Source organism: Pontibacillus salipaludis (assembly GCF_014642405.1).
Classification (GTDB): domain Bacteria; phylum Bacillota; class Bacilli; order Bacillales; family BH030062; genus Pontibacillus; species Pontibacillus salipaludis.
In genome coordinates this window covers 117091-138204 of the sequence record NZ_BMIN01000011.1, presented here as the reverse complement: position 1 = coordinate 138204, position 21114 = coordinate 117091, and the positions used below count along the sequence as shown (strand labels likewise).

Here is a 21114-nt window from a genome sequence, read left to right as displayed (position 1 = left end):
AAAACAATAGTATGGCGGTTTTGGCGAAGAGGTCACACCTGTTCCCATGCCGAACACAGAAGTTAAGCTCTTCAGCGCCGATGGTAGTCGGGGTTTCACCCCCGCAAGAGTAGGACGCCGCCATGCATAAAAAAACACTGACTCTTAAGAGTCAGTGTTTTTATTTATATAAACTTTTCTTTAGTATGATCATATCTACTGCCTGTATCCCATATTCCATAATAGGTTCTTTGTAGGAATTAAAATAATCCTTCTTAATGGAGTTGAATCGAAATCCTGCCTTTTGATAAAAAGCTAAATTACCAATACTAGAATTGGCCGTACCCACAATCATACTTAAATACCCTTTCCTTCTATAGATGGTGCAGACATCTTGAATTAGTTTCTTGCCGATTCCTTGTCCCCTTTTTGTGTGAATAAGAGCCATATTTTTGATTTCTACCTCATATTTTGCGGGGAACGTAAGAAGGATAGCTCCAACTGTGTGATTATTTTGAGAAACCTCATATAGTTCCCCTTCATGTATATATTCACGAATTTTATCTTCACTATCATCCGCTAGTTTTAATAGCGAAAACATATTTTCGCGATTCTCTGCATTCACGATCGTAATGTCGAAATAATTCATTAAGCCTCTCCTTTACTGATTATATTTCCATGACTACAAATGATGTGGCTCTGTTTATTGTTGATTTATTTGTTCCATATAAGTTGAGACACTTTTGTGTAGATAGGTCCGTTAAGCTTGTCAAGTGGTTGGGCTGTCTGGGGAACGACTCGCTTTCCGCGGGCGAGCTGTCGAGCCTCCTCGGGAAACCCACCCTGCGGGGTCTCGTCGACCTCTTTCTCCCGCAGGAGTCTCCCCGTTCCCCAGACACCCCTGCTATAGTTTTCCGAACGGCCCAACCACATCCTAAGTGTGGTGAGAGTTGAGAGTTTTCCTCATATGGCATGTTTCCGTTACACCATATATAGCAGAGGTGGTTGGGGAAATTGCGAGACTCCTGCGGCAGTAGGAGCGAGTCTAGTTCCGGCGTGGAGGACCTAGCGTGATAAGTCATCTTTTTTCCAAAGGCTAAACGCCTTTTCCAAAAAGCTGTCTTATCCGTACGGTCCTAGGTACCACGCCTGCACTTTTCAATCTAGGGGAGACCCCGGAGGGAGCGAATGCGACTGAGGAGGCTCCCCAGCTCGCCGCGGAAAGCGTGTGATTTCCCCAACCGCCTTAGTCTCAAATAACGCAAACGGAAACATTCTCTCATTTTCGAGTCTTCAACAATACTGCCCTATTCTGGAATGAACCTAAAACTTTAACAGAGCCAATTATGTAAGTATAGGTAGAGAAAGATTAACATATTTTATCAGTTGAGGCCATCTGTGCGAGGGTGTATATACGTGCTATGGAGTCGCTTAGATTGTAGACGTTATAAGGCTGTTCTTGATTTGGAAGGTAGACTTGGACAAGCTTAAGTGAAGCTTTTCTTTCTCTTCCAGAGCTTCCAATTAGTCTCCTATACCTATCTCGATTTTGTATTTGAAAATACATATCTAAAAAAGCTTAAAAATATGAAACGATATCGAGGTTTAAATCGTATTACATATAGAAGCGCAAAAAGCCATAAACAAGTGTGCTTATTTGACAAAATTATCAATAAACTGTATGGTCGGTATGTGGATCACGCAAGCGTGACATATGGTTGTATATTATTAAGGAGTGTGAGAATTTGGCTATTTCATTACAGAAAGGTCAACGTGTTGATTTAACAAAAAGCAACCCAGGACTTAAGAAAGTTATGGTAGGTCTTGGTTGGGACCCAGTTCAGAACTCTGGCAAAAAAGGCGGACTATTAGGTGCGCTATTTGGTGGGGGCGGTGGCGGTCCTGAAATTGACTGTGACGCATCCGTTATCATGCTAAAAGATGACAAATTCGTACATAAAGGTGACCTTGTGTACTTTGGAAATCTAAAAAGCTCAGATCAAAGCATTACTCACACTGGAGATAATTTAACTGGAGCAGGCGAAGGCGACGATGAACAAGTATTTATTAACTTAGATCAAGTGTCTTCTGAATATAATAAGCTCGTATTTGTTGTTAACATTTATGATGCTAAACGACGCAATCAAGATTTCGGAATGATAGAAAATGCATTCATTCGTATTCAGAACGATCAGAATAACGAAGAACTTATCCGTTTCAATTTGACAGACAATCATACGGGGAAAACAACGCTTGTACCAGGTGAGTTATACCGAGACGGTAAAGAGTGGAAGTTTGCTGCTGTTGGAGAAGCAACGAATGACGTTTCCCTAAGTGAGATTGTGCAGAAATACTCATAAACTATTAACCTATAAAAGGAGAGAATAAACATGGCTGTAAGTTTACAAAAAGGACAAAAAGTTGATTTAACAAAAGGAAATCCAGGTCTTAAAAAGATAACAGTAGGACTTGGTTGGGATGTTAACAAATTTGATACAGGAAAAGATTTTGATTTAGATGCCTCTGTATTCTTATTAAATGATTCTGGTAAAGTTCGTTCAGACCAAGATTTTGTCTTCTACAACAATAATACTGGTGCTGATGGAGCGGTTGAGCATACAGGTGATAACCTAACAGGCGCAGGTGAAGGTGATGATGAGCAAGTTCAAATTGATTTAAGCACGGTTCCACAAGATGTGCAAAAGATCGCTTTTACCATTACAATTCATGATGCAGAAGCACGCGGGCAGAATTTCGGACAAGTATCAAATGCTTTTGTGCGTGTCTTGAATTCAGATAACCAAGAAGAGCTGATCCGTTATGACTTAGCAGAAGACTTCTCTATTGAAACAGCTGTAGTTGTAGGTGAACTGTACCGCCATAATGGCGAATGGAAGTTTAGCGCAATTGGCAGTGGGTACGAAGGTGGATTAGCTGCTTTAGCAACTGACTTCGGATTAACTGTAGCGTAAATTCTTAGCGTTTACATGGGGCTGTTCCTCCTGTTACGGACACGTACGCTTATGTCTAGAATGGGAGGGAGGCCCCTTTCATATGAGAAACCGTTTAGAATCATAGAGAACGAAGGGAGACGTATCTATGTCTATTTCACTTTCAAAAGGACAACGCATTGATCTAACTAAAACAAATCCCGGTTTAACTAAGGCCGTTATTGGCCTTGGCTGGGACATTAACCAATATGATAGTGGGGCTAGTTTCGATTTAGATGCTTCAGCATTCTTAACAGATGCTAATGGTAACGTTCAAAATGATGCTGAGTTCGTATTTTATAATAACTTACAAGACCCAAGTGGTGCTGTGGCACACACGGGTGACAACCGCACTGGTGAAGGTGAGGGTGATGATGAGCAGCTCACAGTTGACTTTTCAAAAGTCCCTTCTACAGTAGAAAAGGTTGCCATTACGGTAACCATTCATGATGCCGATTCACGCAGTCAAAATTTCGGACAAGTCCATAATGCATTTGTTCGTGTAGCTAACGAAGAAGATGGTCAAGAACTGGTTCGCTATGACTTGGGAGAAGATTTTTCTATAGAAACCGCTGTTGTTGTGTGTGAGTTGTACCGTCATAATGGAGAATGGAAGTTTAGTGCTGTAGGAAGTGGCTTCTCCGGAGGTCTGGCTGCATTGTGCAGAAATTACGGCTTAGAGGTTTAATCATCTAGGAGGAGAATTATGGAGATCTTACAAGGCATATTAGACACATATGCTCAGTTTTTTAATTGGTCCATGTGGGCTGAGGTGTTATCAGATCCAGTAAGCTGGGGCTACATTGGGACGTTAATTATTCTTGAGGGCCTACTTTCAGCTGATAACGCATTAGTGTTGGCGGTTATGGTTAAACATTTGCCAGATAAACAGCAGAAGAAAGCTCTATTCTATGGTTTATTAGGCGCATATGTGTTTAGGTTTATAGCTATTGGTTTAGGAATGTTCCTTATCAAACTTTGGTGGGTGAAGATACTTGGAGCAGGTTATCTTGCTTGGTTAAGTATTAAGTTCTTTATTGATTATTATAAGCAAAAACAATCTGATGATGATGCTGAAGCAACTGGAATGAATAAAAATGGCATTCTAGTCCGGACTTTCGGTTTGTTCTGGGGTACGGTTATCGGGGTCGAAATTATGGACGTCGCTTTCTCGGTAGATAGCATTTTAGCTGCCTTTGCAGTAAGTGAACAAGTTTGGGTTTTGCTTGTCGGCGGAATGTTAGGCGTTCTAATGATGCGTGGTATTGCTGGCGTGTTCTTAAAGCTTCTGCACAATGTGCCAGAGTTAGAAGTAACGGCTCACGTTTTAATAGGATTTATCGCAGTTAAGATGGGTCTAAGTATCGTACATGTTCATATCGGACATTGGTGGTTCTTTGGCTTTATTGTTGCTGCTTTTGCGATTACATTTATTGTTCACTATATGAGAAAAGGTTCTTCCTCTGCTCAAACGGCAGCTACGGAAGATCAGCAATAAAAGGGGGAGCTATTCCTCCTTTTTTTGTATCATTCATTTTGATATTTGAGAGGAACTTGAACTATGAAACATTTTAATATGTTAACCTCAACGGATCATGAAGAGCTTTTTTACAAGGTTCCCCAGAGCATTGGTCCTTTTTCTCCTAAAAGAGAGATCGCACGAGCGCTCGGGGCTACGTTGTATATACCTGCTCTTAAAGATCGAATTGGGCACAGGCTTATGTATCAATTACCAGGCTTGTCCTCAGCCGTTCTCTGCTTAGAGGATTCGATTAATGACGAAGATGTTCAAGAAGCAGAAGCGCATCTTATTCAAGAAGTACGATCGCTTCGAGGGTTGGGTATAGAGAAAGAAGACCTACCTTTCTTGTTCATTAGAGTGCGTAACGTTGAACAGATGAAACGAATTGCTCAAGAATTAAAAGAGGTTCTACACATCATAACGGGATTTGTATTTCCAAAGTTTTGTTTTCGAAACGGTGTTACGTATCTACAAGAATTGCAGACGATAAATAAACAATTGAACTTGCAGCTCTATGCGATGCCAATTATTGAAACAGAAGAGTTCTTGTATAAAGAAACGCGTCTACAAGAAATGAATTCGATTCGAACGTTATTTGATGAGTACCAACACCTTATCCTAAATATCAGAATCGGTGGAACTGACTTGAGTGGGATATATGGTATGAGAAGGAATTTTGATAGTACCATATACGATATTTCTCTATTAAATGATTTTATTGGAGATATGGTCAATTTCTTTGGGAGAAATAGGGGAGAGTATATGATTTCAGGACCTGTTTGGGAGTTCTTTGATAGGAAATACCCTGATACACATACAGCGATTACTGAAGGGTCCCCTTATGTTCATGGGTTTATTGAAGAAGTTCAAAAGGATCAGCTTAATGGACTATGTGGGAAAACGATTATTCACCCCTCTCATATTCAGCTTGTTAACGCCATGCACGTTGTATCAAAAGAAGATTATAGAGACGCGCTCGAAATTGTACATAAAAATGGAGAAGGCGGAGAAAACGGGGTGTCGATTAGCCCTTATGCGAACAAGATGAACGAAGCCAAACCGCATCTTCGTTGGGCCAGAGAAATAATCATGAAATCAAATGTTTACGGGGTGTTCCATGAAGACAAATCATACGTTAACTTACTCGAAAAAGAATGTATTCCCATTTCAAATAACGGATGACCTTCTAGTAACGGTACAGGAAGAGTCTAATCCTTTTGATTTGGATATGAATGAGCTTTTTTGTATGGCGGCACGAATAAACAAGAATAGAAGTTTTCTTTTTGTTAGTAAGCTTCTAGGCAAGCACATTCCTGTAGAACCTCAAAGAGCTCTAGATACTGGAGCCTTGCTAGCTGTTCTTTATCAAGAAAGGGTTCTTGGGGTGGAACATTCTTCACGTTCTGAATGGATTGATTCAGTAGCTTACCATAAAAAGAATCAAGATCGGGATCGTTCAGCTCAAATGATACTTCCGCAACCTCATTTGTTTATAGGATTTGCTGAAACGGCTACGGCTTTAGGTCAGTCGGTATTTGAGAATTTTCAAAATGCTCATTATATCCATTCCACAAGGGAAGTGTTAGACGGTGTTGAATCTACTTTTGAATTCCAAGAAGAACATTCTCATGCCACAGATCAAATATGTTACGGGAATCAAGAATTGTTCCAAAATGATCAGCCGATTGTTTTAGTCGATGACGAAATTACCACTGGTAAAACGGCTCTTAATATTATCGAAGCTCTTCAAAAGACTTTTCCTCGTAAAGAATACACGGTTCTATCTATCTTAGACTGGCGTTCTAAAGAACATAGACAACGATTTGTTGACTTAGAAGAAAGATTAGGGATTACCATCCATGTTTTAAGTCTTGTCAGTGGTACGATTGAAGTTAGTGGTGTACCCAACCTAGCATCTAATTCAGAAGAGTTTAACCATTTAACTGAAGCCGATGTTCGAACGTTAAAAGTGAAGCCAACTTTTCCTTATCAATCTGATGAGTACACACACGCTATATCCAAAGAAGGAGATAGAACAGAACGTTCCTACTTAACTCATTCAGGAAGATTTGGTTTAAGTAGCGATGGTCAATACGTGCTTGAGAAGTCATTAAAGAGATTAGGAACTTATCTCTCTATGGTCAGCAAAGGAACATCGACCTTATGTCTTGGTACAGGAGAGTTTATGTACATTCCTATGAAGGTAGCCTCTTTTATGGGTGGAAATGTTCGTTATCAATCTACCACTAGAAGTCCGATTCATGCGCTTCCACGTGAAGGATACGGTGTCAAGAATGCTTACCATTACCCAAGTCCTGAGGACAAAAGCATTCCACACCACTTTTATAATATTCCTTACAAGCACTATGACGAGATCTTTGTATTTCTAGAGCATGGATTAAGTGGGAAGAACGACCAAGCTTTCATCGATCAACTAAAGAGAACGGGAGCTTCCGTCATTTACCTTGTCGATTTCAGTTCATAGGAGGAACAACAAACATGTCTCAATACAATAATCAAACCGCAGAAGCATTTGGAAGTTATGCTCGTGAAGATGTACAGTTTCTACTTAAAAACTTAAATGGTCAGGTGGAAGAAGAAGGGTTAGAAGTCAGAGAGAAAGCTATACAATCGGGTGTTCATTACTCTGAGATGCTTCCTATAGAGTATAAGCCAACCAAAGCCTATTTAAACTTATACAAACGAGCATTGGACCATAATAAAGGTAAAGTTGCGCATGCGGTTAGCGTTGTGGCTGAGCAAATATTGAAGCGGAACGGAAATGATCTCGTGCTTGTTTCATTAGCTCGTGCAGGAACCCCAATTGGCATACTAGTAAAACGTTACCTCAAGTTATTTCATGGACTAGATGTTCCTCATTACAGTGTGTCGATCATTCGAGGGAGGGGGATTGATGAAAATGCAATTCATTATATTAAACGAAGCCATCCTAAAGAGAACATACAATTTATAGATGGTTGGACTGGAAAAGGTGCGATCACACAAGAATTATATCACTCTTGTAAAAAATTAAATGAACAAGGTCTCTCTATTGATCCCTCCTTAGCGGTATTGGCTGATCCTGGACATTGTTCTCCTCTTTATGGAACGAGAGAAGACTTCTTGATCCCTAATGCATGCTTAAATTCTACAGTATCAGGCCTTGTAAGTAGAACCGTTTTGAACAAAAACTATATTAGCGAACATGATTTTCATGGAGCGAAGTATTATACAGAATTATTAGGTGATGACCGTTCAAATGAGTATATTGATGTGATCACAAAAGAGTTAGACATGGTTAAGGGAATAAGTGAATTTTTGGATCATCAAGAATCAGCTCCATCTTGGCAGGGGTTAGAGGAAGTTAGAAGTATTCAAGCCAAACAGGGAATTGAGCAGATTAATCATATAAAACCTGGAGTAGGGGAGACAACAAGAGTGTTGCTTCGAAGAGTTCCTTGGAAGGTACTCGTTAAGGATCAGGAAGACCCTGCACTAGGACATATTCTTCAGCTTGCCAAAGAGAATAATGTACCGATTGAGGAATATAAGGAAATGTCTTATGCGTGTTGTGGCTTAATTAAAAAAGTATGAGGGGATTATGATGTTATTTGTAAGTGATTTAGATAGAACCATTATTTTTTCCAGTCGCTTTATGCAATCTGTAAAAGAAGAGAGAAGTTATCAGGTGGTTGAAGTGGTAAACGGGAAACACCGCTCTTTTATAACTGAAACAGCTCTTCACCTTCTGAATAAAGTTCGTTCTTCTGTCATGTTTGTTCCTGTAACAACTCGAACAAAGGAACAATATGAAAGAATACAACTGTTTCAAGGGAATCTGACTCCACCTTATGCTGTGGTCGGGAACGGTGCTACGATTCTTAGAAATGGAGAAGTAGATCAAGAATGGCATCATCATATCTTAAGAAGATGTAGTCAGGAATGTGTGAGCAGAGAGACCGTTCGTGATAAACTAAAAGAAAGCTTTTCAAAAGAATGGTTAAAGGAAGAACGAGATGCAGATGGTTGGTTTTTCTATTACATTATTGACCCGGATAAAACAGATTACGAGGTTCTTCCTTCTTTTCAGAAATGGTGTCATACACAAGGATGGGAAGCGACTTTACATGGGAGAAAATTTTATTTAATCCCCACTCCTATTAATAAAGGAGATGCTGTGACTTATATACAAGAGAAAGAAGATCAAACATTCTCTGTTTCAGCTGGTGATTCTTTACTGGACCTTCCCATGCTAAAGGCTACGACGATTGCCTATACTGCAAAGAAAAGCGATCTTGATGGTAAAGGGAACCTTCCAGCTCTTCGTGTTACTGAAAAGGAAGGTATTTTATCTGCAGAGAGTCTCCTTTTAGAAGTTTTATTACTTAGCTCATCTAATCTTGATAAACCAGAAATTCTTAGTTCGAAGGCTGCATGTACACTGTGGGGGATTGATTCTTCAACTCTACGTAAGCGAAAAGATGACTTTCCTCCTGGTACGATCCGAAAATTCGGATCATCCTATGCTGTAACCGTGAGTGGGATGAAAGCGGTCTTCGGTGCGCCCTTACCGTCCACATCTTCAATCGAAAGGAGGGTTACCCTGTGACACAGTTTCAGAATGTTCACTCTACACTAGTAGAAGGAGTGAAAGAGTATAAGTGGAAAGAAACCATACCGCAACTTAATGAAGAGCGAAAAGGATATGGTATCGAAGAAAAAACACTATATATACCGCAATATATAGCGCATGTATTAGGGATTACAGAAGACGAAGATGAGTATTACAATGAAATTTACGATCTCACTTATGATGAAGCCTATTCTCGACTGCATACGTTAAACGTAGAGTTAAATAAACAAATTGAGTCTGACACGTTAAAATCTTTACAAGAGTTAATTAAGATGCATCAGCAAGATCCATTAACGCCAAATCGATTCGTAGCCTTTCTTGATGGGAAGAAGATCCTCCCAAGGTTAAACAATGCTATTTATAATAAACATATTCGAAAAATGCTGATGGAAGTTTTGTCTCTTTATGGGGAAAAACATGCTGGGCAGCTAAAAGACCCTGACTTTCAGCGTGTGATTGTTGATCTTATCAAATGGACTAACAACCATGTTCAGCCGTGGATGGATGAAAGTGTTGGAGAAGGGAATTTACCAAAAGTATTATGGTACGGAGATGCAACTAAGAGTCAAACGTATTTCTTGTATTATTTGTATAGACTCGGATTTGACTTGGTTCTCTATCATCCTGCTAAATTAAATATCTTTGAACGCTTTGACCTGGATGTCTCAAGGTCGATCGTCGTGGAGAATGCCTACTCGGCAGATCCATTGCCTTTTCCAACTGAGCGTAAGAAACGGAGTTCGACGGTAGCTTACAAGGCATCTAAGCAAATTGAGCGAGCGATTAATCATGATAACTCTCAAATCTACAAACCATGGCAATTTAGAGAGTACATTCCTGCTTCTGTTACAATGAAGACAACATATGATGAAATCTTTATTCTATCTAAAGAAAAAGCATTTGTTCGTCCAGATTTCTACATTGAAAATCAAACAGTCCACATTCCTTCGATCTTTGCGAAGGTAGTGGGCGTAACGGAAAATCGAAACGAATATTGGTCTAGAGTGCAACAATTACTAGAAGAAGAGAACGCACATCTTGTTAAACAGTTCCCATTTACAGATGAAATAAAAGGAAACTATCTCTATCACTATCGAAATTCGTTAAATGGAGAAGGGAAGTTAGATGCATCTAAAATAATGGAGGGGAACTTTTGGCAATACAAGCATTTGCCTGATGGATTGCAACGTGGTATTGCACAAGCGATTATTCGCTTATGTGAACAAAGCAAACTTCTCTCACACAGTGGAGAGAGGACTGAGGATGTATCCCTCTATTTGTTTAAGCAAAGCACCCAAATGCCAGATGTGTTTATGCGTCTCTTGCAGAAGTTCGATTATTCTCAAGATGTTCCAAAAGTTATCCTATACAATAACGAATATAACGGAGAGTTAACTAGAAGCGATGCTGTACTCCTGCTTTTGTTACATGAGCTAGGAGTAGACCTTGTTCTCTACAGTCCAACAGGAAACAAAGATTTAGAACAGTATGTCGATGATGATGTATTTGACCTCCATATGCTTGATGATATTGTGTTTGATTTAGAGTTTAAGCAAAGCTTTGGCATAAAAGATAAATTGAAATCAAGATTGCTAAAATTATTAGGAGAGTGATCAGATGGTACAAGGAACTCAAACAGAACAGGACCTGCAGCCTGTTGAAGAAAAGTTAACGGAAGATAAAGCGAATGAGATTAAGCAAGAGTTATCAAATGATCCACAAGTTCTACAATTAAAAGAATCCATTGATGAGCGTCAACAGACTGAGCTATTAGCATTTGGTAAAGAGCCTGCGGATGAAATCTCTAAGTTCTCTGACCAAATTCTAGGTACGATGAAGAATTCAAGCATGGAAGATTCATCTGAGATGTTAAAGCAGCTTGGTAAAGTGATGGACAAGTTCGATAAGAAAGACTTTGAAGACTCCAAAGGTGGCTTTATTGGAAAGTTCTTTAATCGTAGTAAAAAGATGATTGAAAAGATCTTTGACAAATATCAAACATTAGGTGGAGAAATTGAGAAGATCAATATTGAAATCTCCAAGTACCGTGATGAAATGGTTGATAATACTCATACCCTAGAAGACATGTATGAGAAAAACTATGAATTTTACCTTGAATTAGATAAATATATCGTAGCGGGACAGCTAAAAGCAGAAGAATTAAAGAATGAAGTTATGCCTAAACTTGAGCAGCAAGCAGCTGAAGGAAATCAGCGGGCTTCTATGGAACTTGAAACGGTTCGAAATGGTGTAGAGCTTCTGGACCAACGTATCTATGATTTACAGATGGCTCAGATGGTTGCGTTTCAACAAGCGCCGCAAATTCGTCTTTTACAACGAGGGAATACAAAGCTTGTGAACAAAATAAACTCAGCCTTTGTCACAACCATTCCAATCTTTAAGACAAGCGTCATTCAAGCAGTTGCAGCTAAGCGTCAGAAACTTGTGGCAGACGGCATGAGCGAGCTTGACCGTCGTACGAACGAAATGTTACAACGAAATGCTCAAAATGTGGCTCAACAGAGTACGGAAATTGCCAAGCTTGCTGGAGCACCGAGCATTAAGATCGAAACCATTGAAGAGTCCTTTAATACGATCCTTAAAGGAATGGAAGATACAAAAGCAATTGAAGATGAGAACAAACAACTTCGTGATCAGGGCCGTCAACGTATTCAAGAATTACAGAATACGTACAATCAAAAGAATGATCAACTGAACTCTCCTTCCTAGGTTTTGCTTGTTAGAAGCAGGGAACTATATAGTCATACGAAAAGAAAGATCGTCTCAAGACAGAGGCGATCTTTTTTTATAATGCATAAGATGCAATATGTTTCCATAATTCTGATTGGTTTAGTATGATTTGAGTAGATCACACCATGGAGGGATCTCGAGTGTTTAAAATCTATGAGCCGTTTATAAAAAATGATCGACATGAATACATTTATCAAAAAGCAGAAAAGGTAGCTGATCTTGCCAAGTCCAGGCGAAAGCAAGGAGATGAGGAAGCAGACTTTCAAATAGACACACTTCAGGATTTAAAAGAGAATGATTATGTAACCTTAACCTTATCTAAAGAGTATGGAGGTGAAGAGGTTTCGTTATATGAGCTTCTTCTTGCGCAGGAACGATTAGCCATTGGTGACGGAGCAACAGCGCTGTCTATTGGTTGGCATTTAGGCGTTATGATGGAACTAAATGACGAACCATTATGGGATGAAGATGTATATGACAAGTTAGCGAAAGAAGTATCGACAGAGAAAAAAGTTGTGAATCGCGCAGCTTCTGAGCCAGCTACAGGAAGCCCTACAAGAGGTGGTGTCCCTGAAACAAAAGCTGTGCCAACAAAATCTGGATATAAACTGACGGGTCGCAAGACGTTTACTTCTATGGCAACTCTCCTCGATTACTATATCGTTTCAGCTTATGTAGAAGACAGAGACGCCGTTGGCTGGTTTTTAATTGATTCGAGCAAAGAAGGTATTGAGGTCGATTATACATGGGACACTGTTGGCATGAGAGGGACAGGAAGTCATGACCTGGTGCTGAACGAAGTGCGGGTATCATCAGAGGATTTGGTAGAAATACAAGGGGATAAAAAAGGTGGACCTAAGGGCTGGCTTTTACACATTCCAGCTGTTTACCTAGGTATTGCTATAGCGGCCCGAAACGATGCGATTGAATTCGCCAAAGGATTTCAACCAAATAGTCTTGATCGCCCGATCTCAGAAGTTCCTCACATTCAGGATAAAATTGGAGAAATGGAATTGAAATTACTTCAGGCTCGGAACTTTATGTATTCTGTAGCAGAGCAATGGGACCAATACCCGGAAAGAAGAGAAGTATTAGCTTCTTCTCTTGGGGCGGTTAAGACGGTAGCGACTAATGCTGCAAATGATGTCGTTGATTTAGCAATGCGTATAGCAGGGGGCAGAGGATTATCAAAATCCTATCCGTTTGAGCAGTATTATCGAGATGTTCGAGCAGGACTGCATAATCCGCCCATGGACGATATGGTCATGCAGAGTATGGCGGAAGCAGCTATTAAGGAGTTATAAGTATTCCCTATAGCAAGACAAAAAGAAAAGAGGGTGTCTCGCTGTCACGGAGACACCCTCTTCGTCTATAATAATACTATTGGTAAGAATCATAAGCTGCATAAGTGCCGGCGATTCGACCTGTGACAAGCGCTGAGGTAATGTTATATCCGCCTGTATATCCGTGTATATCTAAAATCTCTCCACTAAAGTATAAACGATCCATTTTCTTTGAAGCCATCGTATTTGGAACAACTTCTTTTACGGAGACGCCTCCTCCTGTGACGAAGGCTTTTTCGATTGATTGTGAATCTTGTACGTGGAAGGTGAACTGTTTAAGGTCTTTAACAAAACCTTGCAGCTTCTCGTTCGACGTGTTCGTTGCACGGTCTTCAAGGCCGATATCGTTTTGAGTTAATAGCAGCTCGAGGTATCGTTCTGGAACCCATCCTTTGAATATGTTTTTTACACTCTTCTTTGGGTTTTCATCCATCAACTTCCTTGCTTCCTCGAAGATTACGTGTTCTTTCTTATCTGGAAAACAATCAATCTGCATAGGAACCGGTCTGTGTCCTTTTTTAAATTCTTTAACTACATACTGAGAACAACGTAACACGGCCGGACCACTGATGCCAAAGTGTGTAAACAGCATGTCCATTTTGTGTGTTACAATGGTCTTTCCTTTTTGATTTAGGACGGATAGAGCGACGTCACGCAAGGCTAAGCCTTGTAGTTCTTTACTTTGGATGAATGGTTCTTGGCTAAGAAGTGGAACTTCTGTTGGGTATAGGTCTGTGATCACATGACCAGCTTTTTCTGCCCATGCGTATCCATCTCCCGTTGAGCCAGTATGAGGCACAGACTTGCCTCCGACCGCAATGACTAGAGACTTCGTTTCGATCTCTTCTTTAGAAGCCAAGAGGATTGTGTGATGATCATTTCCATAATCTACTGTTTCCACTGGTGTATTTTTCATAATGGTAATATTTAGCTCATCCATGCGGGTTAGAAGCGCATTTACGACATCTTTGGCTTTATTGCTCGCAGGAAACATCCGGCCGTGGTCTTCTTCTTTTAACTCGACCCCTAGATTCTCGAAGAACTCGATGATATCGTAGTTATTAAATGTCGAAAAAGCGCTATACAGGAAGCGTCCATTACCGGGAATGTGTTTAATAACCTCTTCCTGGGGTAAACGATTGGTTACGTTGCAACGTCCTCCACCTGAAATAGCTAGCTTCTTTCCGAGCTTCTTTCCTTTATCAATTAAGAGGGTATTGGCTCCGTTTTCGGCAGCGGCAATGGCTGCCATTAAGCCGGAGGGTCCTCCTCCTAGTACGGTTACATCATACATTTAGGTTCGTCCTTTCTATAGACAATCTGATTTTGTAATCAGAATGAAATCGATGTTCACTCTATCTATGATAAAATAGATCCATTGCAAACTACAATAAATGCAGGTGAAATTATGTCAGGATCGACACTATTACGTGGCACAATGCTTCTTACAGCAGCCACATTTTTATCGAAACTTCTCGGAATGATCTATGTCATTCCGTTTGAAGCGCTTGTAGGTGATACAGGTGGTACACTTTTAAGCTTCGCGTATATTCCATATACTATTTTTATCAGTATATCAACAATCGGTGTACCATTAGCTGTTTCAAAGTTCGTCTCAAAATATAATGCTCTCGGTGATTATTATACAGGCCGACGGGTTTTTAAAGCTGGAATGAGCTTAATGGCGATTACTGGAGTTCTTTCTTTTATTATTATGTACTCTAGCGCAGGCTTGTTAGCGGAACTTTCTATATCCGATGACGCTAAAGGGATTACGAAGGAAGATGTTACTCAGGTTATTCAAATGATTAGCTTTGCTTTACTTATTATACCTGGTATGAGCATTGTTCGTGGATTTTTCCAAGGTTATGAATACATGGAGCCAACTGCTTTCTCGCAAGTGGTTGAACAACTCGTTCGTATTGCTTTCTTATTGGTTTCTGTTTACGTTGTGATGGAATTTGGGTCTGGTGATATTCCTACAGCTGTAAACTTTGCTTCATTTGCTGCCTTTATAGGAGCCATTGCTTCTGTGGGTGTGCTCTGGTACTTCTGGCGCAAACAAAAACCAATGTTAGATGAGCGTATTGAGCAACAACAAGAAACTGTAGATATTTCGATGCAATCGTTGTTTAAAGAATTATTAACTTACGCAGGTCCGTTTGTTTTAGTTGGTCTTGCTACTCCACTTTATCAGCAAATCGACAGTCTTACCTTTAACAGGGCAATGGCCGAAGTAGGGAATGGAGAAATTGCAGAGAAGTTATTTGGGGTTGTAAATTTATACAGCCATAAACTAGTTATTATTCCAGTAACTCTTGCTACAGGATTATCGCTCGCCTTACTACCAACGATTACAAAATCATTTACAGAAGACCGACGTCAGCAATTAAATAATCAATTGAATCAAGCTTTACAAATTATTATTGTTTTAATATTTCCGGCTGTCGTTGGGATATCGGTACTATCCTACGAAGCATATGGAACATTCTTCGGGGTTACTATAGGTGATGGTGGAACGGTTGGTATAGAGCAACAAGGGGACTTACTACGTTGGTATGCACCTGTTGCTATGTTTTATGCTTTATTTACTGTAACCTCTTCCATATTGCAAGGGTTGAACAAACAGCGTTTTGCAGTTATTAGTTTAGGCGCAGGCGTTTTACTAAAATTAATCCTTAACATTCCTTTTATCCACTGGTTTGGGGCTAAAGGGATCATTCTGACCACAGGGATCGCTGCGTTCACAGCTGTTATTCTAAATTTATGGAAGATCCGGTCAGCTGCAAACTTTTCTTATAAACAGATTTACAAAAGAAGTTTATTTATTATCATCTTAACAATCTTGATGACAGTCATTGTGTTAATCGTTAAATGGTTGTTAAGTTTAACTGGTTTAAGTTATGAAAATGGTCGTTTCCAAAGCCTTATTGTACTACTTATAAGTGCAGGTGTTGGTGGAGTATTCTACCTATGGGTAGCTTATCAGACGACGTTATTAGAAAGAGTATTAGGGAATCGTGTCAAAGTGCTTGATCGCTTCTTGAAAAAGAAGTAAGGAGGAAATAGTGTGAGAATTGATAAATTGTTAGCGAATATGGGTTATGGAACCCGTAAAGAAGTAAAGAAAATCCTTAAATCCGGTGTTGTGAGAATAGATGCCCAACCGGTGAAAGATGCTAAGACGCATGTTGATCCTGAGCAACAGGAAGTGACCGTTTTTGGTGAAGCTGTTGAGTATAAGGAATTTATTTATCTGATGATGAACAAGCCTCAAGGGTTAATCTCAGCTACTGAGGACCAGAATGATACTACTGTGATTGATATTTTACAACCAGAAGATTCTATCTTTGAACCATTTCCTGTGGGGAGATTGGATAAAGACACAGAAGGCCTTCTATTAATCACAAATGATGGGAAACTGACTCATCAGCTTCTTTCTCCTAAGAAAGATGTTGGGAAAAGGTATTATGCTTTAATTGATGGAGAGGTAACAGAAGACGATGTGTTGGCTTTCCAAGCTGGTGTTACGCTAGACGATGGTTATAAAACAAAACCAGCGGAATTGACGATTCTACAATCAGGAGAAGAATCCGAAATTGAACTTGTTATTACAGAAGGAAAATTTCATCAAGTGAAGCGGATGTTCGAAAGTGTGGGGAAAACCGTTACCTACCTTAAACGGATGAGTATGGCAGGCCTTGAACTAGATGAGGATTTAGAGCCAGGTGAATACAGAGAATTAAATGATGAAGAGATTAACTTCTTGTATGAGCAAACTGGTCAAAAGAGTGAATAATAGATAAAAGAGACCCGGATATACGTTCATCCGGGTCTTCCTTTAGGAAATTATGTTTTCCGTTTACCGACTATGATATCTTGACTTTTTTTCTTGTTATAGTCCACTTTCCTCGATTCGGACTTTCAACCAATCCATTGTATTGCAAAACGTGCAGGTCGCGTTGGACCGTTCTGTGTGTAATACCAAACTCTTCTGATAAGTCTGTTGTTGATACCGTCCCGTGCTCTCTAATAAATAAATAGACAGCCTTTACTCTACTTAGCATACGGGTAGTTGAACGATTCAAAAAACCACTCCTTAGAGATTGTTTTAGATGTGGTGCCTGTGAATCTTGGAAGTTGAGTTAATTTTACTACATTTCGTTATATAATAGCTAGTGTATCAACTTAAATTTACAGAACCTTCACTTTATTAATAAAGTGTAACCAGGGTGTAAAAAAGAGGGAGGTTTCCATGATTTTGATAAGAAGAATTATTTTGAAAATGATTAAGATTAATAACCAGCTATTGTTCTTTAGCAGTGTTTCACTTGTTTTTCTCTCATCTCTCCTGATTAGATGGGTAGAGCCTGAAACGTTTCCGACATTGTTTGATGGATTTTGGTGGGTGATGACAACTGTTACAACAGTTGGTTATGGTGATTTATCACCTGTCACTGTCGGCGGGCGATTGATCGCGATCTTTCTGTACATAGTAGGTATTGGTCTGATCGGTGTCGTCATTGGAAAAGTTGTTGATGGTTTAACGATATTTAGAAAAATGAGAGAGGATGGAACGATTGTGTACAAGGAAAAAGGTCATTACATTATTATTGGTTGGTCTCAAAAAGCTTCATTTGCAGTTAAAGAAATCTTAGCAACAAAGCCTGACACCGAGGTTGTCATCATTGATACGATGGAAAAGGCACCTCTGTTAGCAGAAACGATTCACTATGTTCGTGGAAACGCTGCTTCACCTAGTACGTTGCAGCAAGCAAATATAATGGAAGCGAAAGCGGTTCTTGTATTTGCTGATGATGAGATACATAATTCACAACTAAAAGATGGAAAGACACTCTTAATTTCTTCCACAATTGAATCGTTAAATCCAGAGGTACACACTGTAGTAGAAGTGATGGAAGAACATCACATTCGAAACTTCGAGCATGTGAATGTGAATGAGTTTATTTTTTCTCATGAAACGATCTCATCTTTAGCAGTGCGATCGGCATTTATTAAAGGAATATCCGGTGTGTTTAGTCAGTTGCTTCATAGAACACAAGGGGATGATTTATTTCATATCCCCACTAAGTCTAGTTGGAAGACTTATCGAGATGCATTCCAAGATTTGCTTAGCTACGGCGCAACATTAATTGCAGACCGTCAAAACCTTAGTATCAATCGGATGTTGGATGAACAGATTCCAGGGGATGCAGAATTGTATGCTATTTGTGATTCTGAGACGTATAAACAGATTCTTAAGGAGGTTACAGAATGACGATCCATTTTGAGAAAGACCAATTAGAAACGCTTCAACCTTTTTTCCTTGAACACTTACAAGAGTTGTTAAGATTCCCTAGTATGTATGACCCCAATACGATTCAAACAGGCGCACCATTTGGAGCATCCATTCAAGATGCCTTACAGTATATGCTTCAATTGGGTGAGTCAGAAGGGTTTGTCACAAAAGATGTAGGAGGATATGCAGGTCATATTGAGTGGGGGCAAGGTGAAGACCTCGTAGGAGTTCTTGGACACCTTGATGTCGTCCCACCTGGGGAAGGGTGGTCTCATGACCCATTTGATCCTTATGTAAAAGAGGGGAAATTATTTGCACGCGGTACTCAGGACGATAAGGGGCCAGTTATGGCTGCTTTCTTAGCTATGAAGTGGTTAAAAGACATGGGGGTTGAACCTAGGAAGCGTGTTCGTCTTATTCTTGGTACGGATGAAGAAAGAAGCTGGGCATGTATGGATCACTATTTTAGTAAAGAGGAAATGCCTGTTGTAGGTTTCTCGCCTGACGCCATGTTTCCTGTTATTCATGCAGAGAAGGGATTAATAGACATGGACGTCACGAAGCAGGTTGACGCGGATCATTCCGCTTCTCTCGATCTCGTCCACTTTCATGGAGGAGAACGTTTAAATATGGTTCCTTATAAAGCAACGGCCCGAATTGAAGGGGAATCAGAAGAAGAAATTGATGCTTTATTTGAAGACTTCCTTCTACAATCTAATTATGAGGGTTCGATCATGGAAGAGAACAACGGGTATTCGGTTACCGTCACAGGTAAATCCGCTCACGCTATGGAGCCCAGGAACGGTACAAACGCGATTGTGGGTTTAGCTAAGTTTCTAGCAACACTTCCTTTCTCACAACCAGTAAGAGAGCTTATGGGGTGGATCGACAATTGCTATGAAGATGGACGAGGAACGGCCTTCTCAATAAACTGCGGTGATCAAATATCAGGGCCTCTAACAATGAATTTAGGAACTCTATCATATAAGGATGGTATTTGTGAGATGGGAGTGAACACTCGCTATCCTGTAGCCGTTCCATTCGATGAATGGTTCCAAGCGTTTACCAAAGCATTAGATAAAGATGAAGCTTCTGTAGATATAAAAGAACACCTCGAACCTATTTATCTACCTAAAGACCATCCGTTTGTCCAACAACTGTTAGCAATCTATGAGAAGCATACTGGTGAAAGTGTTGAGCCACTTGCAATTGGTGGAGCGACCTATGCGCGGGCATTGACACAAGGAGTGGCTTACGGGGCAATGTTCTCTCATAGCCCAGATACAGCACATAATGCAGATGAACATGTTTTTATAGATGATTTACTACAAGCAGCTGTGATTTATGCAGAAGCATTGTATGAACTTGTTACAAGTGATTAAGATTAAAGAAGGGAAATGAAACAACTATGAATGTTACTTCACCAAATCGGACGTATCGATTCTTTCAACTATTCTATGTACTAGCTTTCTTTGGGTTTGGATCCTTGTTCCCTCTACTCTCTGTTTACTTAGAAAATGAACAGGGATTGGATCATACCCAAATTGGGCTCATTGTAGCTACTATTCCTATTGTCACCATTTTCATTCAACCGATTTGGGGGATGGTCAGCGACATTACAAGACGTCCTAGATTGCTGTTGTTCATAGCTGTCCTAATGGCAAGCGCAATGTCACTCCTTTATACACAAATGGATACTTTCTTAACCTTATTTTTAGGGATTGTAGCAATTGCATTGTTCCAATCAGCGGTCGTTCCTTTATCCGATAGTTTATCTCTTCACTTCGTCCAACAATACGATAAGGAGTATGGCAATATACGCTTGTGGGGAGCGGTTGGCTTTGCCGTTGCTGTCTTTATTGTAGGGCGGGTTACAGATATTACTCAGGATTTAACCTGGGTGTTTTATGCGTTTAGCTTTGGTTTAGTACTATCTGCATTTGCTCTTAGTGCCTTTCCAAAGAGAGGTCAACATGTAGGTGTAAGTTTCAGGGCAGGATTTAAAACGTTAGTGAAACAAAAGACGTTTCTTTTATTTTTATTATCTAACTTTTTAATATTTGGCCCAGTACTTGCTAATAATTATTACTTCGGAACGTTCATTCTTACCGTAGGTGGTACGTTGTCTGGTGTCGGGATTGCCTTTTTACTAGCTGCCGGAAGTGAAGCACCTTTCATGAACCTGTCCCAAAAAGTCATCAACAAGATGGGGGTTATTCCTGTTATGATGCTTTGTGCTTTAGTTTCAGGAGCAAGGTGGCTATTTTATTTCTTCGAACCTTCGGCAATGTTAGTCTATAGTACTACAATCGTACAGGGTATATCAGTTGGTCTTTACATTCCTGCAGCCCTTTTGTATGTTCGTCAAACGGCTCCAAAGGATGTACAAGCTACAGCTGTCGGCTTATATTCAGCTGTCGGAAATGGAATGGGAAACGCGTTCTTTACCTTTATAGGTGGGGTATTACTTGATCGATGGAATGTATATGGGATGTATGGTTTTTTTGCATTTATGACTATGATTGGGTTAATAATCATATTATTGGTCCGAGCTGAGGTTAATCAAACGGTTTATTCTGCACAAGCAGGTACGTAAG

At 39.9% G+C, this 21114-nt stretch carries 19 protein-coding genes and 1 rRNA gene; 17 read left to right on the top strand and 3 right to left on the bottom strand.

The genetic code is table 11. The features are described 5' to 3' along the window. Positions 1-10: 10 nt before the first annotated feature. Positions 11-126, top strand: a 5S ribosomal RNA gene (gene rrf, locus IEW76_RS13160). Between the two features lie 34 nt (positions 127-160). On the opposite strand, the gene IEW76_RS13155 is transcribed toward rrf, so the two are convergent. Then, on the bottom strand, positions 161-628 hold the full coding sequence (locus IEW76_RS13155) for a GNAT family N-acetyltransferase (RefSeq protein WP_229721233.1): 468 nt from the start codon (positions 626-628) through the stop codon (positions 161-163). Positions 629-1724: 1096 nt separating this feature from the next. Here IEW76_RS13155 and IEW76_RS13150 point away from each other — a divergent pair. The 11 genes from IEW76_RS13150 to IEW76_RS13100 all read left to right on the top strand — a co-directional run bounded on the left by IEW76_RS13150 (position 1725) and on the right by IEW76_RS13100 (position 13179). Beyond that, positions 1725-2339, top strand: coding sequence for a TerD family protein (locus IEW76_RS13150; RefSeq protein ID WP_188654555.1), 615 nt, complete (start codon positions 1725-1727; stop codon positions 2337-2339). Between the two features lie 30 nt (positions 2340-2369). Next, complete coding sequence (locus tag IEW76_RS13145) at positions 2370-2951, top strand: TerD family protein (protein ID WP_188654553.1); 582 nt, start codon at positions 2370-2372, stop codon at positions 2949-2951. A gap of 127 nt (positions 2952-3078) precedes the next feature. After that, positions 3079-3657 (top strand): TerD family protein, encoded by a 579-nt coding sequence (locus IEW76_RS13140; RefSeq protein ID WP_188654551.1) that lies wholly within the window; start codon positions 3079-3081, stop codon positions 3655-3657. An 18-nt stretch (positions 3658-3675) separates the two neighbouring features. Beyond that, entirely contained in the window at positions 3676-4467 is a 792-nt protein-coding gene (locus IEW76_RS13135; protein ID WP_188654549.1) for a TerC family protein, read from the top strand. A gap of 63 nt (positions 4468-4530) precedes the next feature. Beyond that, positions 4531-5673 (top strand): HpcH/HpaI aldolase/citrate lyase family protein, encoded by a 1143-nt coding sequence (locus IEW76_RS13130; RefSeq protein WP_188654548.1) that lies wholly within the window; start codon positions 4531-4533, stop codon positions 5671-5673. Continuing rightward, positions 5609-6976, top strand: a complete 1368-nt coding sequence (locus tag IEW76_RS13125; protein ID WP_188654546.1) for a phosphoribosyltransferase family protein — start codon at positions 5609-5611, stop codon at positions 6974-6976. The genes IEW76_RS13130 and IEW76_RS13125 overlap by 65 nt, the downstream gene beginning before the upstream one ends. Positions 6977-6990: 14 nt before the next feature. After that, positions 6991-8085: a cysteine protease StiP family protein gene (locus IEW76_RS13120; protein WP_188654544.1), complete on the top strand. Its 1095-nt coding sequence runs from the start codon at positions 6991-6993 to the stop codon at positions 8083-8085. A gap of 7 nt (positions 8086-8092) precedes the next feature. After that, the gene (locus IEW76_RS13115; protein ID WP_188654542.1) at positions 8093-9100 is read left to right on the top strand and encodes a helix-turn-helix domain-containing protein; all 1008 of its coding nucleotides are present in this window, start codon (positions 8093-8095) and stop codon (positions 9098-9100) included. Next, positions 9097-10737: a YceG family protein gene (locus tag IEW76_RS13110; protein WP_188654540.1), complete on the top strand. Its 1641-nt coding sequence runs from the start codon at positions 9097-9099 to the stop codon at positions 10735-10737. Before IEW76_RS13115 ends, IEW76_RS13110 begins: the two co-directional genes overlap by 4 nt. Before the next feature lie 4 nt (positions 10738-10741). Next, a complete protein-coding gene (locus IEW76_RS13105; protein WP_188654538.1) occupies positions 10742-11854 on the top strand; it encodes a toxic anion resistance protein in 1113 nt (370 codons plus the stop codon). 161 nt (positions 11855-12015) lie between these two features. Next, entirely contained in the window at positions 12016-13179 is a 1164-nt protein-coding gene (locus IEW76_RS13100; RefSeq protein WP_229721232.1) for an acyl-CoA dehydrogenase family protein, read from the top strand. 76 nt (positions 13180-13255) lie between these two features. Here the strand turns inward: IEW76_RS13100 and IEW76_RS13095 are convergent, their stop codons facing one another. Then, on the bottom strand, positions 13256-14512 hold the full coding sequence (locus tag IEW76_RS13095) for a BaiN/RdsA family NAD(P)/FAD-dependent oxidoreductase (RefSeq protein WP_188654534.1): 1257 nt from the start codon (positions 14510-14512) through the stop codon (positions 13256-13258). A 114-nt stretch (positions 14513-14626) separates the two neighbouring features. Here IEW76_RS13095 and IEW76_RS13090 point away from each other — a divergent pair, with 114 nt between their 5' ends. Beyond that, positions 14627-16276: a putative polysaccharide biosynthesis protein gene (locus tag IEW76_RS13090; protein ID WP_188654531.1), complete on the top strand. Its 1650-nt coding sequence runs from the start codon at positions 14627-14629 to the stop codon at positions 16274-16276. 12 nt (positions 16277-16288) lie between these two features. Next, positions 16289-17017 (top strand): pseudouridine synthase, encoded by a 729-nt coding sequence (locus IEW76_RS13085; protein ID WP_188654529.1) that lies wholly within the window; start codon positions 16289-16291, stop codon positions 17015-17017. A gap of 70 nt (positions 17018-17087) precedes the next feature. Here IEW76_RS13085 and IEW76_RS13080 read toward each other — a convergent pair whose 3' ends face one another. Continuing rightward, positions 17088-17306: a DeoR family transcriptional regulator gene (locus tag IEW76_RS13080; RefSeq protein WP_084599682.1), complete on the bottom strand. Its 219-nt coding sequence runs from the start codon at positions 17304-17306 to the stop codon at positions 17088-17090. Positions 17307-17473: 167 nt separating this feature from the next. Between IEW76_RS13080 and IEW76_RS13075 the strand changes: the two genes are divergently transcribed. From IEW76_RS13075 to IEW76_RS13065, 3 genes are read left to right on the top strand one after another with little or no spacing between them, the layout of a single operon-like run. After that, on the top strand, positions 17474-18496 hold the full coding sequence (locus IEW76_RS13075; RefSeq protein ID WP_188654526.1) for a potassium channel family protein: 1023 nt from the start codon (positions 17474-17476) through the stop codon (positions 18494-18496). Then, positions 18493-19899: a dipeptidase PepV gene (gene pepV / locus IEW76_RS13070; RefSeq protein ID WP_188654524.1), complete on the top strand. Its 1407-nt coding sequence runs from the start codon at positions 18493-18495 to the stop codon at positions 19897-19899. The genes IEW76_RS13075 and pepV overlap by 4 nt, the downstream gene beginning before the upstream one ends. A gap of 26 nt (positions 19900-19925) precedes the next feature. Continuing rightward, a complete protein-coding gene (locus IEW76_RS13065) occupies positions 19926-21113 on the top strand; it encodes an MFS transporter (RefSeq protein WP_188654523.1) in 1188 nt (395 codons plus the stop codon). Position 21114: the final 1 nt, after the last annotated feature.